Consider the following 19,285-nt stretch of genomic DNA (forward strand, 5'->3'; position numbering starts at 1 on the left):
CAAAGAGGCTGCCACGGCGTCTTGCCGTTCACAGCCTGCCGGTACAATCTTGCCGGGAATGGCTTTTGGTACGGAACCTGGCGATTTGACCGAAATTACGGCTCAAATTGTTCCAAACTGCGTTCCAAGATGTGAATAAGTTCTTGTTTTTCCTACTTCTTATCACATTCTGCAGAAGCGGATCGGCGCGTCCCGTCACATTTGACACGCCTTTTGTCACAGGCGAGGCCAATTTTCAACCATCTTCGCGTTGCAGCGAATGACCGCCCCAACGGCAGACATTTTCGCCCCGACATTGACAGAATGATGGCTACATGGGATTGCCGACAAATGCGGATGTGGCGGAACTGGTAGACGCCCTGGATTTAGGTTCCAGTGCCGAAAGGCGTGGGGGTTCGAGTCCCTTCATCCGCACCACCCTTCGCTCTATCGAGCTTCGGGTGGCAGGCCACCCAGGAGCTTGATAAAGCGAAGGGTGTCCTCCGAAGCCGTGGCGTAGGAGGACTGGCGGCGACGGCCTACACTTCAAACACTTGACCGGTAAACCACTCCGCCAATTTCGCCAGCTCCGGACCCAGCACCCGGTCGGCGTCGACCGGCGGCACGATCTTCCTGATATCCGCGACAAAATCCTGCAATGCCGGCGGCGCGGCGCGTTCAGTCACGTACAGGGCCTGCGAGGCGATCATGGCCAGCATCGCCATTGCCGCATCGAGGCAGCGGCCGGCCGTCGCTTCCTTGGTCCAGGCGAAGAATGCGGTGGTGGCGACGTCGTCCTGGCCGGCGCCGGCCGATTCGGTGCCCGGAATGAAGGTGCGCTGCGCCGCGAGCTTGGCCTGTTCGAGATAGCCGGTGATCGCCATCGGGACATAGCCGACATTGCCATGGCCATCGCTGTCGGCCCAATGCCGCCCGGTCATCAACAGATCGGGCAGCAGCGACACCTTGCCGTTCAGCAGCTTTGAGGCGTGGCGGTCGCAAAGCAGGCAGAGATCGGCCCAGATCGCCGCCAGATCGTCCAATGCCGGTGTCGCCATGGCATTGTGGTAGCCGCCGGTGGAGATGCAGCGTCCCAGCGGATGCGCATCGTCGGGCGGGATATAGACCGGATTGTCCGAGATCGAGGCCAGCGACACGGTCGCCGCCTGCTCGGCGCCCGCCAGCGCCCGATGCGCATGGCCGAGCACGCGCGGCACGATGCGGTAGCTGACCGGCGCCTGATAGTTGCGCCGGCCGTCGCCGGCGCCAACCAGGTATTGCCGCAACCCTTGCAAGGCGGCCGCTTCGTGCGCGTCGCCCCATAGCCCGTCGAGCGCGGCATCATAATGCTCGAGCGGCGCACGAAAGGCTTCGATCGACAGCGCAAACACCTTGTGCGCCATGGCGAGGCGACGGCGTGCGGCAAGTGCTGCGTCCGCCACCAGTGCCGCCGCGCAGGGCGAGCCGTTGATCAGCGAACCGCGCTCCTTCACCTCAAGCTCAAGGCTGGCGGTAAGCGCAGCAAACAGCGGATAGAGCGCCAGGATCTCGCCGGCGCCACCCTGCCATTGCGACGGCACCACCGGCATCGGGCCGCCGTCGAGCATCGCCGCGACCGCCCGTGCGATGCGCGGCGTGGTCGCGGCATTGCCTTCGATAAAGTTGGTCAGCTGCGCCAACACGATCGCCCTTACGACGCGCTCAGGCAATGGCTCACCGAACGATGTGGCGGCGGCAAAAGCCTTGATGCGCGCATGGCGGTCGCGCTCGTCAAGTTCGAGCTTGCGGCTTGCCAGCTCGCCCATCGCGGTGGTGACGCCGTAGATGACCGGCGGCGGATCGGACTCAATGAGTTTCAGGAACGAGGCGCGGCATTCGGCAATGCGTTGCAAGGCCTTGTCGCCGATTTCGACCGTGTCGTTTCTCCAGGCGACGCGCAAAACGGCATCGAGATTGATATCTTCGCGCGTCGTCACCGTAATCGGCATTGTCTTCGCCCGTCTGGTTTGCATGAGGGCGAAGCGATCGATCGTTGCCGAAATCCATGCCCTGGGTAATGTCTTCTAGTAGAGCGGTTCCTCAAACAATGTCTTGTCGCCGTCCATCAGCGCCTTGATCTGTGCCTGGCCACTGGCGGCGAGCGCGATGCGCACGCCGAATGGCCGCACCCGCATGTCGTTCTGGATCGCCATGCCCTGGCCCTCAGGTAGGTAGAAGCGGTCGATGCCGTATTGCGGTGCGATCGTGGATTCAGGATCAAGCGTCCAGCCCGGCGCGACCTGGCCGACAATATCGGCTTCGTCGGCGGTCGCCGGCGTCGGAGCCTTGCCGAACCAGGCCGTGGTCGCATGCCAATAGCCGTCGGCACCCGGCTTCAGCCGGACCACGATCGGCGTGTTCTCGCTCACGAGCTGGCCGGCCGGGATGTTGGCGATCAGCTTCACCGGCAAGCGCGATATTTCATAGCCGAGGATAATATAGTCGCCGCGCAGCAGATCGCGCGGATCGACCGGCTCGACTTTCAGCAAGACCTCCTTGCCGTTGCGCAGGATCGCCGCGCGGCCGGCGATGATCCAGCTCAGGAAGCCGATCTGGACGAGCGCCAGGACCAGCGCCGAGATGACAAGTTTCTTTCCCGACATCATGCTGCCGCTCCTTCCGGGGCCTTCATGCGTTTTTCCACACGGATGATGACGAGAGCCAGGATGCCGAACAGCACTGCGGCAGCCAGGAAGAAGCCGGCCGTGCCGAGCATCGTCTGCAAGGTCACGACATAGATAATGGCAAGTTCGAAGGCAAAGCCGGCATAGGCAACCCAGCGCAGCCCCCTGCTCTCGCGCCCGCCCAGCATGATCGCCGCGGCAATGCCGGCCAGTGCGATGACCGACGCAATGGCAAAGCCGTTGCTGAAGGCGTTGTCATCGCCCAGTTCGATCTGCATCATCGCCAGCCCGGTGAGAAAGCCGATCAAGGCGTGCAAAGGCAACCGCCCGCCGAGCTGCAAGATCCGGTCGGCCGGCCCAGCGGCGAAGATCGAAACCGCAAACAGCAGCGCCGACACCACGACGAGAGGAATAGCCAGGGCGAGCGTGTTCTGGTCCAGGCCGCGCACCGCAATATAGAAAATGACCGAGACAATGATCAGGTGGCGTGCCGGCTGGCTGCGCGTCCACAACGAGACGACAAAAAGCACCGGCGCCATGATAACGAAGAAATCCGGAAATACGGGGCGGTCATAAAAGTCGAACGCGCGCACGAACAGCCAGGCAACGGATATGCCGACGGCAGCGACCGTCAGCGGGTTCGAGCGCAACGCCACCGCGGCTAATGCCGTGCCGATGCCCCAGGTGACGATGGCCGAGGCTTCGTCACCCGTGAGATGGTACATCTGGCCGATCAGCGCGATCGATCCGCCGAAGGCCGCGGCGGCCACGATCCACAGCGCCTCGCCGATCGCCGCATGGTCGCGCATCTTCAACACCGCGCCGCCGACATAGCCGGCGAGAATGACGGCAAACAGCGCCGCGACCCGCACCAGCCGCGGGATCGCGTCCCAGTTGGCGGCGACGAAGAGCAGGATCGCGGCGCCGAACAGCAGCGCTGCCATCATGGCCAATATAGTGCCGAAGCTCAGCGATTTGCGCTCGTTTGCGTCGATGTCGCGCTTAAGCGCATCGGCCGTCTTGGCATCGATCAGGCCGGCCTGCAGCCACCGCCCGATATCGGCCCTCGCCCGTGACGAATAACTCGCCATGCCGCTTCTCCCCCAGCTTGGTCTTTCTGACAGCCGATCCGCCCAAATCGTTGACGCAACGTCATTTTCCGATTCGGGTTTCTTCATGACGAAGCCGTGAACGCGCGTTAATGTTGCATTGCACAATTTGCATTGCTGCCATGCGCCAACAGCACTTTTAAATCGATATTACCCAGCCTATCTACTGTTCGTACACAAACGGAATGATCCGAAGAAAGACGAAACGAGCACTACCATGAACCTGATCCGCAACTACCGCAACTGGCGCCGCTACCGGGACACCGTATCCGAGCTGAGCCGCCTGTCGAACCGTGAACTGACCGACCTCGGCATCAGCCGCAGCGACATCCACTACGTCGCCCGCAAGGCGGTCTAATCCTCTTCGGATCGCAAATGATCCGAACCAGTTTTGAAAAAGAGAACGACAATGAACCTGATCCGCAACTATCGTAACTGGCGCGTTTACCGCGACACCGTTACCGAGCTGGGTCGCCTTTCGAACCGTCAGCTCCATGATCTCGGCATCGTCCGTGACGAGATCAAGATCATCGCCCGCAGGGCGACGATCTAACAAGAATTTCGCCAGGGTCGACCTCCTCCCCGACCCTGACGGATACGGTCAGCCTTCACCTCCTCCCGAGGGTTGACCACCAAAACGGCGCCCGCCGCACCTCCTCCCGCGGCGGGCGCTGTTTCCAAACCGAACGCAGTTCGTCTCCAAAGTGAACGCAGTTCGTCTTCCAGGGATTTCGCCTCCCTCGATCCGGCGAAAAGAATTTCGTCAAAGCCGACCTCCTCCCCGGCGATGACGAATACGGCCGATCCCCACCTCCTCCCGAGGATCGGCCCCAAAAACGACACCCGCCGCACCTCCTCCCGCGGCGGGTGTTGTTGTTTTTGGGCAGGCTTTTCAATTGCGCATGCAGTCGATCGAGGCGCTTTACGCCGCCATCAGACCGTCGCCGCGGACATAAGAAAGTCGAGCTCCGTCGTTGCACGACAATGACCCACGCTCGCACCGGCCAATTGCAAACGGCGCGCCAAGCGATTATTCCAGCGCTCATGAGCAAAAATCCTATCCACATCGTCGGCGGCGGCCTGGCCGGCTCCGAAGCCGCATGGCAGGCAGCACAAGCCGGCGTTCCCGTCATTTTGCATGAGATGCGCCCGGTGCGCGGCACCGATGCGCACAAGACCGATGGGCTGGCCGAACTCGTCTGTTCCAATTCCTTCCGCTCCGACGATGCCGAGAACAATGCCGTCGGCCTGCTGCATGCCGAAATGCGACTGGCCGGCTCGCTGATCATGAGCGCCGGCGACGCCAACCAGGTGCCGGCCGGCGGCGCGCTGGCCGTCGATCGCGACGGCTTCTCCGACGCGGTGACGAAAAGGCTCGAAGAGCACCCGCTGATCACCATCGAGCGGGAGGAAGTGCCGGGCCTGCCGCCGGCGGAATGGGACCAGGCGATCATCGCCACCGGCCCGCTGACCGCGCCGTCGCTCGCCCAGTCGATCGCCGAGGCAACCGGCGCCGACGCGCTGGCCTTCTTCGACGCCATCGCCCCGATCATCCATTTCGACACGATCGACATGGACACCTGCTGGTTCCAGTCGCGCTACGACAAGGTTGGGCCCGGCGGCACCGGCAAGGACTACATCAATTGCCCGATGGACAAGGACCAGTATCTCGCCTTCGTACAGGCGCTGGTCGACGGCCAGAAGACCGAATTCAAGCAGTGGGAAGGCACGCCCTATTTCGACGGCTGCCTGCCGATCGAAATCATGGCCGAGCGCGGCGTTGAGACGCTGCGCTACGGGCCGATGAAGCCGATGGGGCTGACCAATGCCCACAATCCGACGGTAAAAGCCTATGCCGTGGTGCAGCTGCGCCAGGACAATGCGCTGGGCACGCTCTACAACATGGTCGGTTTCCAGACCAAGCTGAAGCATGCCGAGCAGGTGCGCGTGTTCCGCACCATTCCGGGCCTGGAAAACGCCGAGTTCGCCCGTCTCGGCGGCCTGCACCGCAACACCTACATCAACTCACCGAGCTTGCTTGACGCCTCGCTGCAACTGAAGTCGCGGCCGGGCCTGCGCTTTGCCGGCCAGATCACCGGCTGCGAGGGCTATGTCGAGAGCGCGGCCATCGGCCTGCTCGCCGGCCGCTTCGCCGCCGCCGAGCGGCTCGGCCACGCGCCATCGCTGCCGCCGCTCACCACCGCCTTCGGCGCGCTGCTCAACCACATCACCGGCGGCCACATCGTCTCAGACGACGAGCCGGGCAAACGCTCGTTCCAGCCGATGAACGTCAATTTCGGCCTTTTCCCGCCGGTGGAAGCACCGAAGACCGAAGGCAAACGCCTGCGCGGCAAGGACAAGACGGTGGCCAAGCGCCACGCGATCACCTCACGCGCGCGGGCAGATTGTCGGGAGTGGCTAGGGCTGCCGGCGCAAACAGCGGAAGCTGCTGAATAGCCAAGTCTCAGAGTCCTAACGCGATTGACGTCTACGTTAACTCGCTGTCCATCCCCGCGTTGCGCGCCTGAGCAACAGCCAATGCCGACGCAGAGCCGAAAGCCGGGCTGCGCCGCCAAGCGGCGAGCGACGACCACTCGCCATCTTGCCGAGATAGGCGCTGGTCAGCGCCAGCGGCAGGAACGCCGGACGCAGCGTTTGCGGAAGTGCGGACGCCCCTTGCTCGAAAGCGCGGAGATGCTCCTGCGCCAATGCAATCATCGCAGCCACCGCGCGCTGAGCGCCGGGGCCGCCGTCGCCGCCGACGAACTCTTCCGGCGATGAGCCTACCGCGGCAAGGATATCCGCCGGCACGAAGCATTGCCCGCGCCGGCGATGCAGCGGCAACAGCAGCAACAGGCCGGTCATCGCCTGGGCGCAGCCGGCCCTGCCCGCCAGTTCGGCAAAGGGCGGCGCCTCATTGGGATCGAGCACCATCGCCGCCAGCTGGATCAGCGCCGCCGCCGTCTCGCCGCAATATCCCTCGAGGTCGGTGCGCGACGGCATTGGATCGTCATAGAGGTCGAAGATGCGCGCCTCGAGCATGTTGTCGAAGGCAGTTTTGGGCAGGCCATGGGCAGAAATCGTCGCCTTCAGCGCATCGGCGAGCGGGTTGCCTGTGGCTGCGGCTTCAGCAGCGATGACATCGCGCCACCATTGCAGCCTCACTTCGCCCGGCAATGCCTCGTGGATGCGGTCTCGGACAGACGCAATCTCGGCATTGAAGGCGTAAAGCGAAAACAGCGCCGCGCGCTTGTTGGCCGGTGCATAGAGTGCGCTGACATAGCGGTCATGGTCGCCGGCGCGCACCGTCTCCATGACGATGTCAGCTGTATCGGTCACGTCAGTCGACGGCGATGAGCGCCGCGGCCACGGCGCGGTCTTCGGCAAGCAGAACATTGTAGGTCCGCACCGCTGCCCCCGTAGACATCGGGTCGGAGCCAATGCCAGCCGCTTTCAGCGCCGCCCGAAGTGCTGTCGGCAAGGGCCGCAAATCCTTGCCTGTACCGACCAGCAGGATCTCGACCTTGCCGGCCTCAGCCAGCAGCAGGTCGAAATCCGCCGCCGTCAGGGCCAGCGGATCGGCCGGCTCCCAGCCATGGATGCCGGAGGGCAGGCAAAGAAGCGAGCCGCGATGCGACATGTCGGCGAAGCGGAAGCCGCCATTGCCGTAGGCTTCGATCGGCGCCCGTCCGGGGAAATGCGCCTCGCGGATGACGATGCCTTTTGCCACCAGCGCAGCCGTCAGGTCGCCATGGCCTTGCCGCCACCAACCGGCTTCTCCTCATCGGCGCTCGCTCCCTGCGGCCTGAGCCTGAACAGGATCAGCAAGGGCGCTGCGATGAAGATCGACGAATAGGTGCCGAAGACGACGCCGAACAGCATCGCCATGGTGAACGAGCGGATCACCTCGCCGCCGAACAACACGAGCGCCAGCAGCGCCAGGATGGTCGTCACCGAAGTCAGCGTCGTTCTCGACAGCGTCTCGTTGATGGCGTTGTTCAACAATTGTGGGAGCGGCATTCGTTTGTATTTTCGCAGATCTTCTCGAACACGGTCATAGACGACGATCGTGTCGTTGAGCGAATAGCCGATAATGGTCAGGATCGCCGCCAGCGAAGACTGGTTGAACTCGAGCCCGGTGATGACGAAGAAGCCCAGCGTCATCACCACATCGTGCACCGTCGCCACGATTGCGCCGACCGCGAACTGCCATTCGAAGCGGAACCAGACATAGACCAGGATGCCGATCAGCGCGATGATCATCGCAATCGTGCCTTGCTTGGCCAGTTCGCCCGAAACGGTGGGACCCACCACCTCGACGCGGCGGAAATCGTAATTGTCCTGCAGCTCGCCGCGCACCTTGTCGATGACGGTCTGCTCGGCGTTCTCACCGCCATCCTGGGTGCCAACGCGGATCAGCACGTCATTCGGCGCGCCGAATTGCTGGACCTGCACTTCACCGATATTGAGCTCCGACAGCCGGCTTCTGATATCGCCAATATCGGCGTCGCCTTGCTTGGACTGCACCTCGATGATCGAGCCGCCCTTGAAGTCGATGCCGTAGTTGATGTCGATGGTCAGGAATCCGATAACCGACGCGATCGACAGCAGGCTGGACAGTGCGAACGTCCAGCGGCGGATGCCCATGAACGGGATTTTCGTGCCGGCCGGAACGAAGGTCACCGGCGCACGCGGCAATTCCTTCGGACGCGCACGGCGCAGCCAGATCGACACCAGCAGACGGGTGAAGGTGAAGGCGGTGAACACCGTGGTCAAAATGCCGATGGCATAGGTGATGGCGAAGCCCTTGACCGGTCCGGTGCCGAGATAGAACAGCACGACCGTGGCAATCAGCGACGTCACGTTGGAATCCACGATGGTCGCCAACGCCTTGGTGAAGCCTGTGTCGATCGACTGGATGACCGAACGGCCGGCCCGTCGCTCCTCTCGGATACGCTCATAGATCAGCACGTTGGAATCGACCGCCATGCCGATGGTCAGCACGATACCGGCAATGCCGGGCAAGGTCAGTGTCGCGCCAAGCAGCGACAAGACCCCGACGATCATCGCCACGTGCACGGCGAGCGCAATGTTGGCGAGGAAGCCGAGAAGTCCGTAGGCGACGAACATGAAGGCGACGACGAGAATGGAGCCGATGATGCCGGCGACCTTGCCGGCATGGATCGAATCCTGGCCGAGGCCCGGGCCGACGGTGCGTTCTTCGATCACGGTCAGCTTTGCCGGCAGCGCGCCGGCGCGCAGCAGCACGGCGAGGTCGTTGGCGCTTTCGGCGGTGAAATTGCCTGAGATCTGGCCGCTGCCGCCGAGGATCGGTTCGCGGATCACCGGCGCCGAAATCACCTGATTGTCGAGGATGATGGCGAACGGCTTGCCGACATTCTGCTGCGTCGCCTGGCCGAATCGTGTCGCACCGCGCGAGTTGAAGACGAACGAAACCACCGGCTCGTTGTTTCGGGAATCATAGGTTGCCGTCGCCTTGGCAAGATCTTCACCGGACACGATGACGCGATTTTCCACCAGATACGGAACCGGCGGATCGTCCTGCGAATAAAGCACCGAGGAGCCTGCCGGCGGGCGGCCGTTCAGCGCATCCTGCACCGACATCGAGGTATCGACCATCTGGAAGGTCATCTTGGCGGTCTGGCCGATGATCTCCTTCAGCCTTTGCGGATCCTGCAGGCCCGGCACCTGGACGAGTACACGGTCGTCGCCCTGCCGCTGCACGATCGGCTCGGTGGTGCCGAGTTCGTTGACGCGACGCTCGACGACTTCGATCGACTGCGCCAATGCGGCCGAGGTGCGGTATTTGATGCCGGCGTCGGTGACGGTGAATTTGAGCAGCCCGGCTTCGGAATCATCCAGGGACATCTCCTGGATGGAGCCACCGGTGAACAGGCCGGCCGCGACCGGATCGGTCAGCGGCTTAAGCGCCGCCTTGGCGGCATCGATCTGGGTTGGATCGGTGATGCGCACTTGTACGGTCCTGCCGGTGCCGCCAAGGCCGGTATAGCCCACCTTGGCATCGCGCAGCAGTGTGCGGATCTCGTCGCGCGTCGTTTCCAGCTGCGCCTTGACCAGGTCGTTCTGGTCCATCTGCAAGAGGATGTGCGAACCGCCCTGCAGATCGAGACCAAGCGTCATCTGCCGCTTCGGCACCCAGTTGGGCAATTGCGCCAATGTGCTGGCCGGGAAGAGATTTGGCGCGGCAAGGATGAATGTGACGGCCACGGCGATCCAGATCAGGATCATCTTCAGGCGCGAAAAATACAGCATATGGCGTTGTCCGTCAGGGCGTACTGGCGGATCGTTCCGCCGACAATTCGGTTATTTCTTGGCGTTCTTATTTGCCACCGGCTCGCCCTTAACCCGCACTTCGCCGATTGTCGAGCGCGCTGAGGTCAATTTGGCGCTGCCGCCGGCAGCGGTTTCGGCGTCAATCGCCTCTGTCGGTTCCATTCTAATTCTGATCACCGCCGGGCGCTATCGTGCGCTACTCGACTATTTTCAATTGTGCAGGCATCGGTCCGGAACGCAAAAGCAAGGCCAGATCATCGGCGTTCTCCTTTGTAAGGTTGCCCGATATCTGGCCGCGGCCGTTAAGAATTGGCTCGCGGACGACTGGCACCGAAAGCACTTGGTTGTCGAGGATCATCGCAAATAGCTTGCCGACATTCTGCGAGGTCGCCTGCGCAACGCGTGCCGTTGCCCTGGAATCGAAGGTGAACGAAACCGCCGGCTCATTTGTGACGGAGTTGGAAGTCGCCTGAGCATTGACAATGTCGTCACTGGAAACGATCGTTCGGCTCTCAACCAGATAGGGAACCGGTGGATCGTCCTTCGAATAAACCACCACCGAGCCAGCGGGCGTCCGGCCATTGATCGCATCAGCGACCGGCATCGACTCATCAACCCACTGAAAAGTCAGCATTCCGGTTCGGGTGAGAATTCTCCTCAGCCTTTGCAAATCCGCAACGCCCGAGGTCCGGACCAGCATACCGTCTTCGCCCTCTGGCCGCACTACTGGGTCGGCTACACCAAGATCACGCAGGCGATTCTTAATGACCACGATCGACTGCGCAAGCGCGATCGACATCCGATACTTGATACCTGTGTCTGTTACCGTGAACTTGAGCAACGCTGCTCCGGTATCATCCAGGATCACTTCCTGGACCGGACCAGCGCTGCCAAGGACAGGATCAGTCACCGCCTCCAATGCCATCTTGGCCGCGCCGACCTGAGCGGCGTCGGTGATATGCACCTGAACGGCCCGACCCGACTTAGCAAGACCAGTATAGCCGATCCTTGCATCGCGCAGCAGCGTCCTGATTTCGTCACGCGTCGCCTCCAACCGGCGATCGATCACATCGGTCGCGTCCAATCGAAGCAGCACGTCCGCGCCGGCAGCGTGAAGACTGGGCGCGTCGACGAGCATTGTGGCCATAGCAAGCCAGATCAGGATCATTTTCAGGCGCGAAAAATGGACCATACGCCGTCTTTGTCAGAGTTCTGCCCGCGGATCGCTCCGCTTGGGAAACTGGCTTACTTCTTGGCGTTCTGGTTGGCCACCGGCTCGCCCTTGACCCGAACATCGGCGATCGTCGAGCGCAGCGCCGTCACCTTGGTGCCGCCGCCAAGGTCGATCTCAAGCTCATTGTCGTCGATCACCTTGGTCACCTTGCCGACGAAGCCGCCGCCGGTGATGACCGTGTCGCCACGGCGCACGGCCGAGATCATCTCCTGGCGCTTCTTCAACTGGGCGCGCTGCGGCCGGATGATGAGGAAATACATGATCACGAAGATCAGAACGAACGGGAGTATCATGCCGATATCCCCGAACGGACCAAGCGGAGTTCCGGTAGCTTGGGCGTATGCCGGTGTGACGAACATCAAGAACTCCTGGTTACGAAGAAGGCCGTAGGGCGGCCTCGCCAAATTTGGCCGGAATATAGTGGGTAAAGTTACCAATGCAACTGCGCGGCCGGGCTTTCAGCTGCTTTTCCGGCCGGTTGACCCGTGTTAGAGCATGCTCCCGGAATACGGGCGTGGTTTTCGCAAAAGATCATGCCCAAACAAAAGCTTGGAACCAGTTTCTATCTCGCCCGGATCAAGACGATTTCGGCCCCTACGCACGTTCGTGCGGAAACATAAAAGACGAGACATGACCGACAGCACCATCGAGGCCCTGAACCAAAAGCTCGACCGCCTGATCGAGGCGGTCACCCGCCTCGCCCCGCCGCCGGTGCCGCAAACCGATCTTGCGGTTGCCGATTGCTTCGTCTGGCAGGCCGACCCCGGCTATCTCGAGCCGGTGCGCAAGGTCAACCGCGTCGACATCGGCCTGATCCGCGGCGTCGACCGCGTGCGCGACATTCTGGTCGAAAACACGGAACGCTTCGCCGCCGGCCATGCCGCCAACAATGTGTTGTTGTGGGGTGCGCGCGGCATGGGCAAATCCTCGCTGGTCAAGGCCGTGCATGCGCAGATCAACGCCCAGGCCAAATCCGACCTGCCGCTCAAGCTGATCGAGATCCATCGCGAGGATATCGACACGCTGCCCAGGCTGATGGGCCTGCTGAAGGCGGCGCCGTTTCGCTTCATCCTGTTTTGCGACGACCTCTCCTTCGACCATGACGACACCTCCTACAAGTCGCTGAAGGCAGCCCTTGAAGGCGGCGTCGAGGGCCGCCCGGCCAATGTCATCTTCTACGCCACGTCGAACCGCCGGCACCTGTTGCCGCGCGACATGATCGACAATGAGCGCTCGACCGCCATCAACCCGTCCGAGGCGGTCGAGGAAAAGGTTTCGCTGTCCGACCGTTTCGGCCTGTGGCTCGGCTTCCACAAATGTTCGCAGGACGAATATCTCGACATGGTCAACAGCTATGCCAGCCATCACGGGCTCACTATCGACCCGGAGCAGCTGCGCGCCGAGGCGCTGGAATGGGCAACGACGCGCGGCAGCCGCTCGGGCCGCGTCGCCTGGCAGTTCACCCAGGATCTGGCCGGCCGGCTCGGCAAGCCGCTGAACGACTGATTGATTTCCGTCAGGTCACTGAAAAAGCCCGCCCCTTGCGGAGCGGGCTGAGCCGGCGGGCCGGACTGGAGGTCAGACGGCCTGCAAAACGTTTATTGTTCTATTCGAGATAGCCAGAGGGGTCGACCGGGGCCGAGTTCTTGCGCACTTCGAAGTGCAGTTTCGGCGAGTCGGTGGTCCCGCTCATGCCCGACAGCGCGATTTCCTGGCCGCGCTTGACCTTCTGGCCGCGCTGCACCTCGATCGACCTGGCGTGACCATAGACGGTGACCAGCCCGTTTTCGTGGCGCACCAGAACCGTATTGCCGAATTCCTTGAGGCCGTCGCCGGCATAGATGACCACGCCGTTTTCGGCCGCCTTGACCGGCGTCCCCTCAGGCACGGCGATGTCGACACCATCCTTGCCGCCACCAAAATTGGAGATGACGCGGCCACGCACCGGCCAACGCATCTTGCCGATGCCGGTGGCATCGGGCGCAACAGCATCGTCGTCCTCGGCCTGCTGGATAACCTTGGCGTCCTTCTTCGGCGGCGTGTAGGTGGCGAGTGTCTCCGTCGGCTTTGCCGCCGGTTGGGTGGTCGCGGTCGTCACCGGATCAACTTTGGCCGGCTTGGCGCTGGCGACCGTTGCGGTGCCACCTGCCGGAACCTTCAGCGTCTGGCCGATCTTGAGCAGGCCGTCCTGCATGCCGTTCGCCTGCTTCAGCGCCACGACGCCAACGCCGGTCTTCCTGGCGATGGAGGACATGGTGTCGCCCGACTGGACCGTGTAGATGCCCGCGCCGGCCTTTGGCGCGGCCGAGGCCGTCTGCGCCGGCTTGTCGGTCTTCGGCTTGTTCGCTGCCGAAGCGTCAACCTGCGCGGCGGACTTGCCGTCCTTGAGTTTCGGCTGCTGCGGCAGCACGGCGACCTTTTCCGGCGCTGGCGCCTTGGGGCTGTTTGCCGGCTTGCCGTCGGCAAGTTTCGGCTCTGCCCCCTTGCTTGAATAGGCATAGGCCGGGATGACCAGTTTCTGACCGGTCTTCAGCCCCTTGGTGGCGCTCAAGCCGTTGACCTTCATGATCACGTCGGCGGGCACATGATAGCGATGAGCGATGCCGGAAATGGTCTCGCCGTCGCTGACCACGATCTCGGTCGCATGCGGCGTACCAGCCGCAACTGGTTTCGGATCGGAGTCACCGGCATTCTTGAACGGCCTCGCCGGCTGGACGGTGCCGGTGGTCGTCCTGTCGACATGCGGTGCCGGTGCAAGCGCCGGCGCGGAAGCGGTACGCATCGGAGCAGCTTTGGGCGCGCTCGGCGGCGGCAGCTGCTGGACGGTGACCGGCTCCAGGCTGGAGCGGCTGACCGACTGGTTATGGCTGCCATCGACAGGTGCCGCAGCGATCGGCTCGGCCGCCACATCGCCCGGATAGGGCTGAGCGGTGCTCTGCTTGTCGATGATGGCGCGCTGATTGTTGGTCGAGGAGGTGAAGACGTCGTCGACACCGTTGAACCGCGAGACCTGGGAGCTACACCCCGCTGCCATTCCGGCTAGCATGAGGACAGCGCAGCCCCGCGACAGAGTACGCCCGTTTGCCTTCATAACACTGAATTGCATCGCACTAACCCGCAGACCCGGTACACACTGGTCATGATTAAAGCGCGTTAATGTTACTGGCGGGTTAACCCCATAGAATCAGACGCGAATTTTCTTAAAACATTTTCGAATGCGCCGAAGCTGCGTTGATTCAGATCGGCCCGAGTCGAAAATGACAGGTTCTGAGAACCGGCCTACGCCGGCCGTAGCCTTCATAGAGCGGAGGCATTTATGACGGCTTCGGCCGGCGAAGGCCGGAGCGGAGCGTACTCAAACACGTGAGCACCGGAAGCGCAGGAAGCTGGCATTTGCAGGCCGGCCTCACCTGAATATCAGTTCACCTAAATAACCGCCGCGACGCTGCGCAGGATCGGCTGCAGGCGCACGGTGCCGATATCCTCGCGCTCGAAGCGGCTGCCGACCTTGGTCAGCTTGGCCAGCACCTGCTCGCCCTCCTCCGGCCCGATCGGGGCAATGACGATGCCGCCGCTCGACAATTGGTCGAGCAGGAAGCGCGGCAGGCTGTCGAAAGCCGCCCAGGCTACGATGCGGTCGAACGGCGCTTCGTTGGCAAGGCCGGTGGAACCATCGGCCTGGCGCACGATGACATTGCCGATGCCGAGCGCCTCGAAGCGTTGCCTGGCCTGCTCGGCCAGCGTCTTGTAGCGGTCGACGCTGACGATGCGAGCCGCGAGCCGCGACATCACCGCTGCCGTGTAGCCCGAGCCGGTGCCGATCTCGAGCACCCGGTTGCCGGGCTCTATTGCCAGGGCCGCAATCACCGCCGCCTGCAGGTCGGCGCCCTCGATCGCCTCGCCGCACTCGATCGGCAGCATCCCGTCCGACCAGGCGATCGAATGGAACTGGCCGTTGAGGAAGCCGCGCCGCGGCGTCGCCTCGAAGGCTGCGATCAGCGCCTTCGGCACCGCGCCTTGGCCGCGCAGGCGCAGCAGGAAAGCGGCAAAACCCTCGCGATCGTCGAGCGGCATGTTCATGCAGAAACCTTGTTCATGCCAAAACCTTAATCAGACAGCGCTTTGGTCAGTTGGTCACGGATTTCATGCGCGGTGAGGTCGAGCTGCAGCGGCGTCACCGACACCAGCCGGTTGTGCAGAGCATGGAGATCGGTGCCTTGCTTGCCCTCGACCGGCTCGCGGCCGAAGCGCAGCCAGTAATAAGGCAGGCCGCGCCCATCGCGGCGCTCGTCGACCCAAAGGCTGTGCACCAGCTTGCCCTGCGACGTCACGACGGTGCCGGCAACCTCGTCAGGCAGGCAGTTGGGAAAGTTGGCGTTGAGCAGCACGCCGTCCGGCAGCGGCATGGCGACGAGCTTTTTCAGCAACGCCGGCGCCAGCGCCTCGGTGGTCTCATAGGGAACGACGCGGTCCTCGCCGACATAGGAATAACCCTGGCTGAGTGCGATCGAGCGGATGCCGAGCAGCGCGCCTTCCATGGCGCCGGCGACGGTGCCGGAATAGGTGACGTCGTCAGCGATGTTGGCGCCGGAATTGACACCGGACAGGATCAGGTCCGGCGCGCCAGGCAGGATCTTCTTGACGCCCATGATGACGCAGTCGGTCGGCGTGCCGCGCACGGCGTAGTGTTTCTCGCCGATCTTGCGCAGCCGGAGCGGCTCCGAGATCGACAGCGAGTGCGCGTAGCCGGACTGGTCCTGCTCCGGCGCCACGACCCAGACATCGTCCGACAGCGTGCGGGCGATGCGTTCGAGCGACGCCAGGCCCTCGGCATGGATGCCGTCATCATTGGTCAGAAGGATGCGCATTATTTCGATTCGATCTTCGCCAGACCGCCCATATAAGGCCGCAGCACTTCAGGAATGGTTACGCTGCCATCCTCATTCTGGTAGTTTTCGATGACGGCAATCAGCGCACGGCCGACAGCGGTGCCCGAACCGTTCAGCGTGTGCACAAAGCGGTTGCCCTTGCCGTCCCTGTCCTTGTAGCGGGCATCCATGCGCCTGGCCTGGAAGTCGCCGCACACTGAACAGGACGAGATCTCGCGATAGGCGTTCTGTCCCGGCAGCCAGACCTCGATGTCGTAGGTCTTGCGCGCGCCAAATCCCATGTCGCCCGTGCACAGGACCATGGTGCGGAACGGCAATTCCAGTCGCTTCAGCACCTCTTCGGCGCACTGCGTCATCCGCTCGTGCTCGGCGAGAGAAGACTCCTGGTCGGTGACCGAGACCAGCTCGACCTTGTAGAACTGGTGCTGGCGCAACATACCGCGCGTGTCGCGGCCGGCGGAGCCCGCTTCCGAGCGGAAGCACGGCGTCAGCGCCGTATAGCGCAGCGGCAGCTTTTCATGGGCCGTGATTTCTTCGCGCACCAGGTTGGTGAGCGGGACCTCGGCGGTTGGAATCAACCCGAGCCGGCCATCGCCATGCTGCACGAAGAACAGGTCGTCCTCGAATTTCGGCAGCTGGTTGGTCCCGAAAAGCACTTCGTCGCGCACCATCAGTGGCGGGATGACTTCTTCATAGCCATGCTCGGTCGTGTGCAGATCGAGCATGAACTGGCCGATGGCGCGCTCCATCCGCGCCAGCCCGCTCTTCAGCACGGTGAAGCGTGATCCCGACAGCTTTGCCGCCCGCTCGAAATCCATCATGCCGAGCGCTTCGCCGATCTCGAAATGCTCCTTCACCCAGTTCGGCCGAGTCGGCACCTCGCCGACGATATGCTTGACGACATTGTCGTGCTCGTCCTTGCCGACCGGCACGTCGTCGAGCGGCACATTCGGCAGCACCGCCAGCGCATCGTTCAGCGTCTTGTCGAGCTCGCGCTCGCGCGCCTCGCCATTCTGGATGAAGGTCTTGATATCGCCGACTTCGGCCTTGAGCTTTTCGGCAAGTGCCGTGTCGCCCGAACGCATGGCGTTGCCGATCTCCTTCGAGGCGGCGTTGCGGCGTTCCTGCTTGGTCTGCAGCTCGGTGACGTGCTCGCGCCGCGCTTCGTCCTTCTTGATCAGCTCATCGACCGTGGACTGCGCCTCGTCAGCCGACCACGAGCGCTTGGCCAGCGCCTCGACAAGGGCCTTCGGGTTGTCGCGAATCCATTTGATATCAAGCATGGTTGGTTCGTCCTCAGAATAAGGCTGAGGGGGTAAACCGCATCCTTCATCGATGCAAGATGAGGGTCAGCGGCTGTCGCGTTTTTCCGCTAACGCGGATACCCGAACGCGACAGCCTATGAACGAGCCTGCTTTGAGGACGCGTCCGCCGCCTTTTCGGCCACGGCTTCGGCGGCTTCCTGCTTCTCGCGCGCCAGCTTCTGCTTGACCTGATCGCGCTCGATCAGCCGGGCCGCCCAGATCGACACCTCGTAGAGCAGGATGGTCGGGATGGCCAAACCGATCTGGCTCATCGGATCAGGCGGCGTCAGCACCGCCGCGACGACGAAGGCGATGACGATCGCCCATTTGCGCTTCTCGGCCAGCGCCTTCGACGACAGCATGCCGACGCGCGTCATCAGGCTGGTCACCACCGGCAGCTGGAACACCAGGCCGAAAGAGAAGATCAGCGTCATGATCAGGCTGAGATATTCCGACACTTTCGGCAGCAGCGAAATCTGCACCTGGTCGTCGGTGCCGGCCTGCTGCATGGCGAGGAAGAACCACATCACCATCGGCGTGAAGAAGAAATAGACCAGCGACGCTCCCATCAGGAACAGGATCGGCGATGCGATCAGGAACGGCAGGAAGGCGTTGCGTTCGTTCTTGTAGAGGCCTGGCGCGATGAATTTGTAGATCTGCGTGGCGATCAGCGGAAAGGCGATGACCATGCCGCCGAACATGGCGAGCTTGACCTGGGTGAAGAAGAATTCCTGCGGCGCCGTATAGATCAGCTCGACCTTGTGCGGATCGAGCCCGGCCCACTGCGTGGCCCACTTGAACGGAACGACCAAAAGATTGAACAGCTTCTTGGCAAAGAAGAAGCAGACGAGGAAGGCGACGAAGAAACCGCCGATCGACCAGATCAGCCGCCGGCGCAGTTCGATCAGATGCTCCATCAGCGGAGCCGACGACTTCTCGATCTCGTCCTTTTCGCTGTCCGTAATGCTCACTTGGCGGCCCCCGCCGTCTTCTTGGACGCGGGCTTCGTGGCCGGCGCAGGCTTCGGCTCAGCCTTTGTGACTGCCTTCGGTGCAGCAGCCGGCTTGGTGGCGGCTTTTCCGGGTGCAGCCTTGGCGGGCGCCGCTGACGGCTTGGCCGCAACCTTCGCCGCAGGCGCCGGCTTTGCCGGTGCTGCCTTGGCTGCCGCTGTTTTGGTTGCCGGGGCCTTTGATATCGCAGCCCCCTTGGCGCGCGCGTTTCGTGGCGCTGCTGTTGCTGCAGCCGGTGTCACCACCGCCTCGTCGGTCATCGCCGGAAGGATCGGCGCCGCCGGCGCTGTTTCCGGTCCGTTGACGCCGGGCATCACCGTCGCGCCGTTCTTGAGCGGCTCGGCCGCCTGTGGTGTTTCTGCCGCCGGCGTTGCGGGGTCGACGGCGGGCTTCGGCTTCATCACCGCATCGACGCCGGAGCGAACCTCTGCTGCCGCCTGTTCGAACGGATTGAGCTGCTTGCGGATCTCGGCCGCCGGATTGAGGCCGCGCAGCGTATCGACCGACTTCTTGACGTCGTCGAGCTCGGCTTCCTTCAACGCCTCGTTGAACTGCTTCTGGAAGTCAGAGGCCATGGCACGCAGTTTCGCCGTCGTGCGGCCGAAGGTGCGCAGCATATTGGGCAAATCCTTGGGTCCGACGACCACGATCATGACGATCGCGATCACCAGCATTTCGGTCCAGCCGACTTCAAACATGGCAATCAGTTCCGACTAGTGCTTGTCGCCCAAAAGTGCGAAGCGGTTTTGGGACAACGACTTGCACAAAAGCAACAACCTTCG

At 62.7% G+C, this 19,285-nt stretch carries 18 protein-coding genes and 1 tRNA gene; 5 read left to right on the plus strand and 14 right to left on the minus strand.

Translation table 11 applies throughout. The features are described 5' to 3' along the window. Positions 1-332: 332 nt before the first annotated feature. Positions 333-417: transfer RNA gene (locus AC3EML_RS22745), tRNA-Leu, on the plus strand. 101 nt (positions 418-518) lie between these two features. Here AC3EML_RS22745 and AC3EML_RS22750 read toward each other — a convergent pair. From AC3EML_RS22750 to AC3EML_RS22760, 3 genes are all read right to left on the minus strand, one after another. Beyond that, on the minus strand, positions 519-1,967 hold the full coding sequence (locus tag AC3EML_RS22750) for an aromatic amino acid lyase (protein ID WP_352520489.1): 1,449 nt from the start codon (positions 1,965-1,967) through the stop codon (positions 519-521). 75 nt (positions 1,968-2,042) lie between these two features. Next, the gene (locus AC3EML_RS22755; RefSeq protein WP_023697610.1) at positions 2,043-2,624 is read right to left on the minus strand and encodes a GDYXXLXY domain-containing protein; all 582 of its coding nucleotides are present in this window, start codon (positions 2,622-2,624) and stop codon (positions 2,043-2,045) included. Further along, positions 2,621-3,733: a DUF2157 domain-containing protein gene (locus tag AC3EML_RS22760; RefSeq protein WP_023833785.1), complete on the minus strand. Its 1,113-nt coding sequence runs from the start codon at positions 3,731-3,733 to the stop codon at positions 2,621-2,623. The genes AC3EML_RS22755 and AC3EML_RS22760 overlap by 4 nt, the downstream gene beginning before the upstream one ends. A 235-nt stretch (positions 3,734-3,968) precedes the next feature. Here AC3EML_RS22760 and AC3EML_RS22765 point away from each other — a divergent pair, with 235 nt between their 5' ends. The 3 genes from AC3EML_RS22765 to trmFO all read left to right on the plus strand — a co-directional run bounded on the left by AC3EML_RS22765 (position 3,969) and on the right by trmFO (position 6,208). After that, entirely contained in the window at positions 3,969-4,109 is a 141-nt protein-coding gene (locus tag AC3EML_RS22765) for a DUF1127 domain-containing protein (protein ID WP_006335194.1), read from the plus strand. 51 nt (positions 4,110-4,160) lie between these two features. After that, positions 4,161-4,304, plus strand: coding sequence for a DUF1127 domain-containing protein (locus AC3EML_RS22770; RefSeq protein WP_023667673.1), 144 nt, complete (start codon positions 4,161-4,163; stop codon positions 4,302-4,304). Positions 4,305-4,795: 491 nt separating this feature from the next. Next, positions 4,796-6,208: a methylenetetrahydrofolate--tRNA-(uracil(54)-C(5))-methyltransferase (FADH(2)-oxidizing) TrmFO gene (trmFO, locus tag AC3EML_RS22775; protein ID WP_352520490.1), complete on the plus strand. Its 1,413-nt coding sequence runs from the start codon at positions 4,796-4,798 to the stop codon at positions 6,206-6,208. Between the two features lie 36 nt (positions 6,209-6,244). Here the strand turns inward: trmFO and AC3EML_RS22780 are convergent, their stop codons facing one another. The 5 genes from AC3EML_RS22780 to yajC form a co-directional block, all read right to left on the minus strand. Next, complete coding sequence (locus AC3EML_RS22780; RefSeq protein ID WP_023691113.1) at positions 6,245-7,066, minus strand: phytoene/squalene synthase family protein; 822 nt, start codon at positions 7,064-7,066, stop codon at positions 6,245-6,247. Positions 7,067-7,091: 25 nt separating this feature from the next. Beyond that, positions 7,092-7,481: an Mth938-like domain-containing protein gene (locus AC3EML_RS22785; RefSeq protein WP_023688226.1), complete on the minus strand. Its 390-nt coding sequence runs from the start codon at positions 7,479-7,481 to the stop codon at positions 7,092-7,094. An 11-nt stretch (positions 7,482-7,492) separates the two neighbouring features. Further along, positions 7,493-10,045, minus strand: coding sequence for a protein translocase subunit SecDF (gene secDF, locus AC3EML_RS22790; protein ID WP_023667677.1), 2,553 nt, complete (start codon positions 10,043-10,045; stop codon positions 7,493-7,495). 217 nt (positions 10,046-10,262) lie between these two features. Next, positions 10,263-11,258 carry a SecDF P1 head subdomain-containing protein gene (locus AC3EML_RS22795; protein ID WP_023697614.1) on the minus strand — a complete coding sequence of 332 codons (996 nt, stop codon included), beginning with the start codon at positions 11,256-11,258 and terminating at the stop codon, positions 10,263-10,265. Positions 11,259-11,311: 53 nt separating this feature from the next. Further along, positions 11,312-11,659, minus strand: a complete 348-nt coding sequence (gene yajC / locus AC3EML_RS22800; protein WP_023667680.1) for a preprotein translocase subunit YajC — start codon at positions 11,657-11,659, stop codon at positions 11,312-11,314. 271 nt (positions 11,660-11,930) lie between these two features. On the opposite strand from yajC, the gene AC3EML_RS22805 reads away from it, so the two are divergent. Further along, entirely contained in the window at positions 11,931-12,806 is an 876-nt protein-coding gene (locus AC3EML_RS22805) for an ATP-binding protein (RefSeq protein WP_023688224.1), read from the plus strand. Between the two features lie 100 nt (positions 12,807-12,906). On the opposite strand, the gene AC3EML_RS22810 is transcribed toward AC3EML_RS22805, so the two are convergent. The 6 genes from AC3EML_RS22810 to tatB all read right to left on the minus strand — a co-directional run bounded on the left by AC3EML_RS22810 (position 12,907) and on the right by tatB (position 19,201). Next, the gene (locus AC3EML_RS22810; RefSeq protein ID WP_352520491.1) at positions 12,907-14,406 is read right to left on the minus strand and encodes a peptidoglycan DD-metalloendopeptidase family protein; all 1,500 of its coding nucleotides are present in this window, start codon (positions 14,404-14,406) and stop codon (positions 12,907-12,909) included. Positions 14,407-14,726: 320 nt separating this feature from the next. Continuing rightward, on the minus strand, positions 14,727-15,380 hold the full coding sequence (locus AC3EML_RS22815) for a protein-L-isoaspartate(D-aspartate) O-methyltransferase (RefSeq protein ID WP_023697616.1): 654 nt from the start codon (positions 15,378-15,380) through the stop codon (positions 14,727-14,729). A gap of 26 nt (positions 15,381-15,406) precedes the next feature. Further along, positions 15,407-16,168: a 5'/3'-nucleotidase SurE gene (gene surE / locus AC3EML_RS22820; protein WP_023688221.1), complete on the minus strand. Its 762-nt coding sequence runs from the start codon at positions 16,166-16,168 to the stop codon at positions 15,407-15,409. Further along, positions 16,168-17,472, minus strand: coding sequence for a serine--tRNA ligase (gene serS, locus AC3EML_RS22825; protein ID WP_023667685.1), 1,305 nt, complete (start codon positions 17,470-17,472; stop codon positions 16,168-16,170). The genes surE and serS overlap by 1 nt, the downstream gene beginning before the upstream one ends. 116 nt (positions 17,473-17,588) lie before the next feature. Further along, positions 17,589-18,464, minus strand: coding sequence for a twin-arginine translocase subunit TatC (gene tatC, locus AC3EML_RS22830; protein WP_023667686.1), 876 nt, complete (start codon positions 18,462-18,464; stop codon positions 17,589-17,591). Beyond that, on the minus strand, positions 18,461-19,201 hold the full coding sequence (gene tatB, locus AC3EML_RS22835) for a Sec-independent protein translocase protein TatB (protein ID WP_023688218.1): 741 nt from the start codon (positions 19,199-19,201) through the stop codon (positions 18,461-18,463). Before tatB ends, tatC begins: the two co-directional genes overlap by 4 nt. Positions 19,202-19,285: the final 84 nt, after the last annotated feature.

It is taken from the genome of Mesorhizobium sp. P170090 (genome assembly GCF_057786115.1).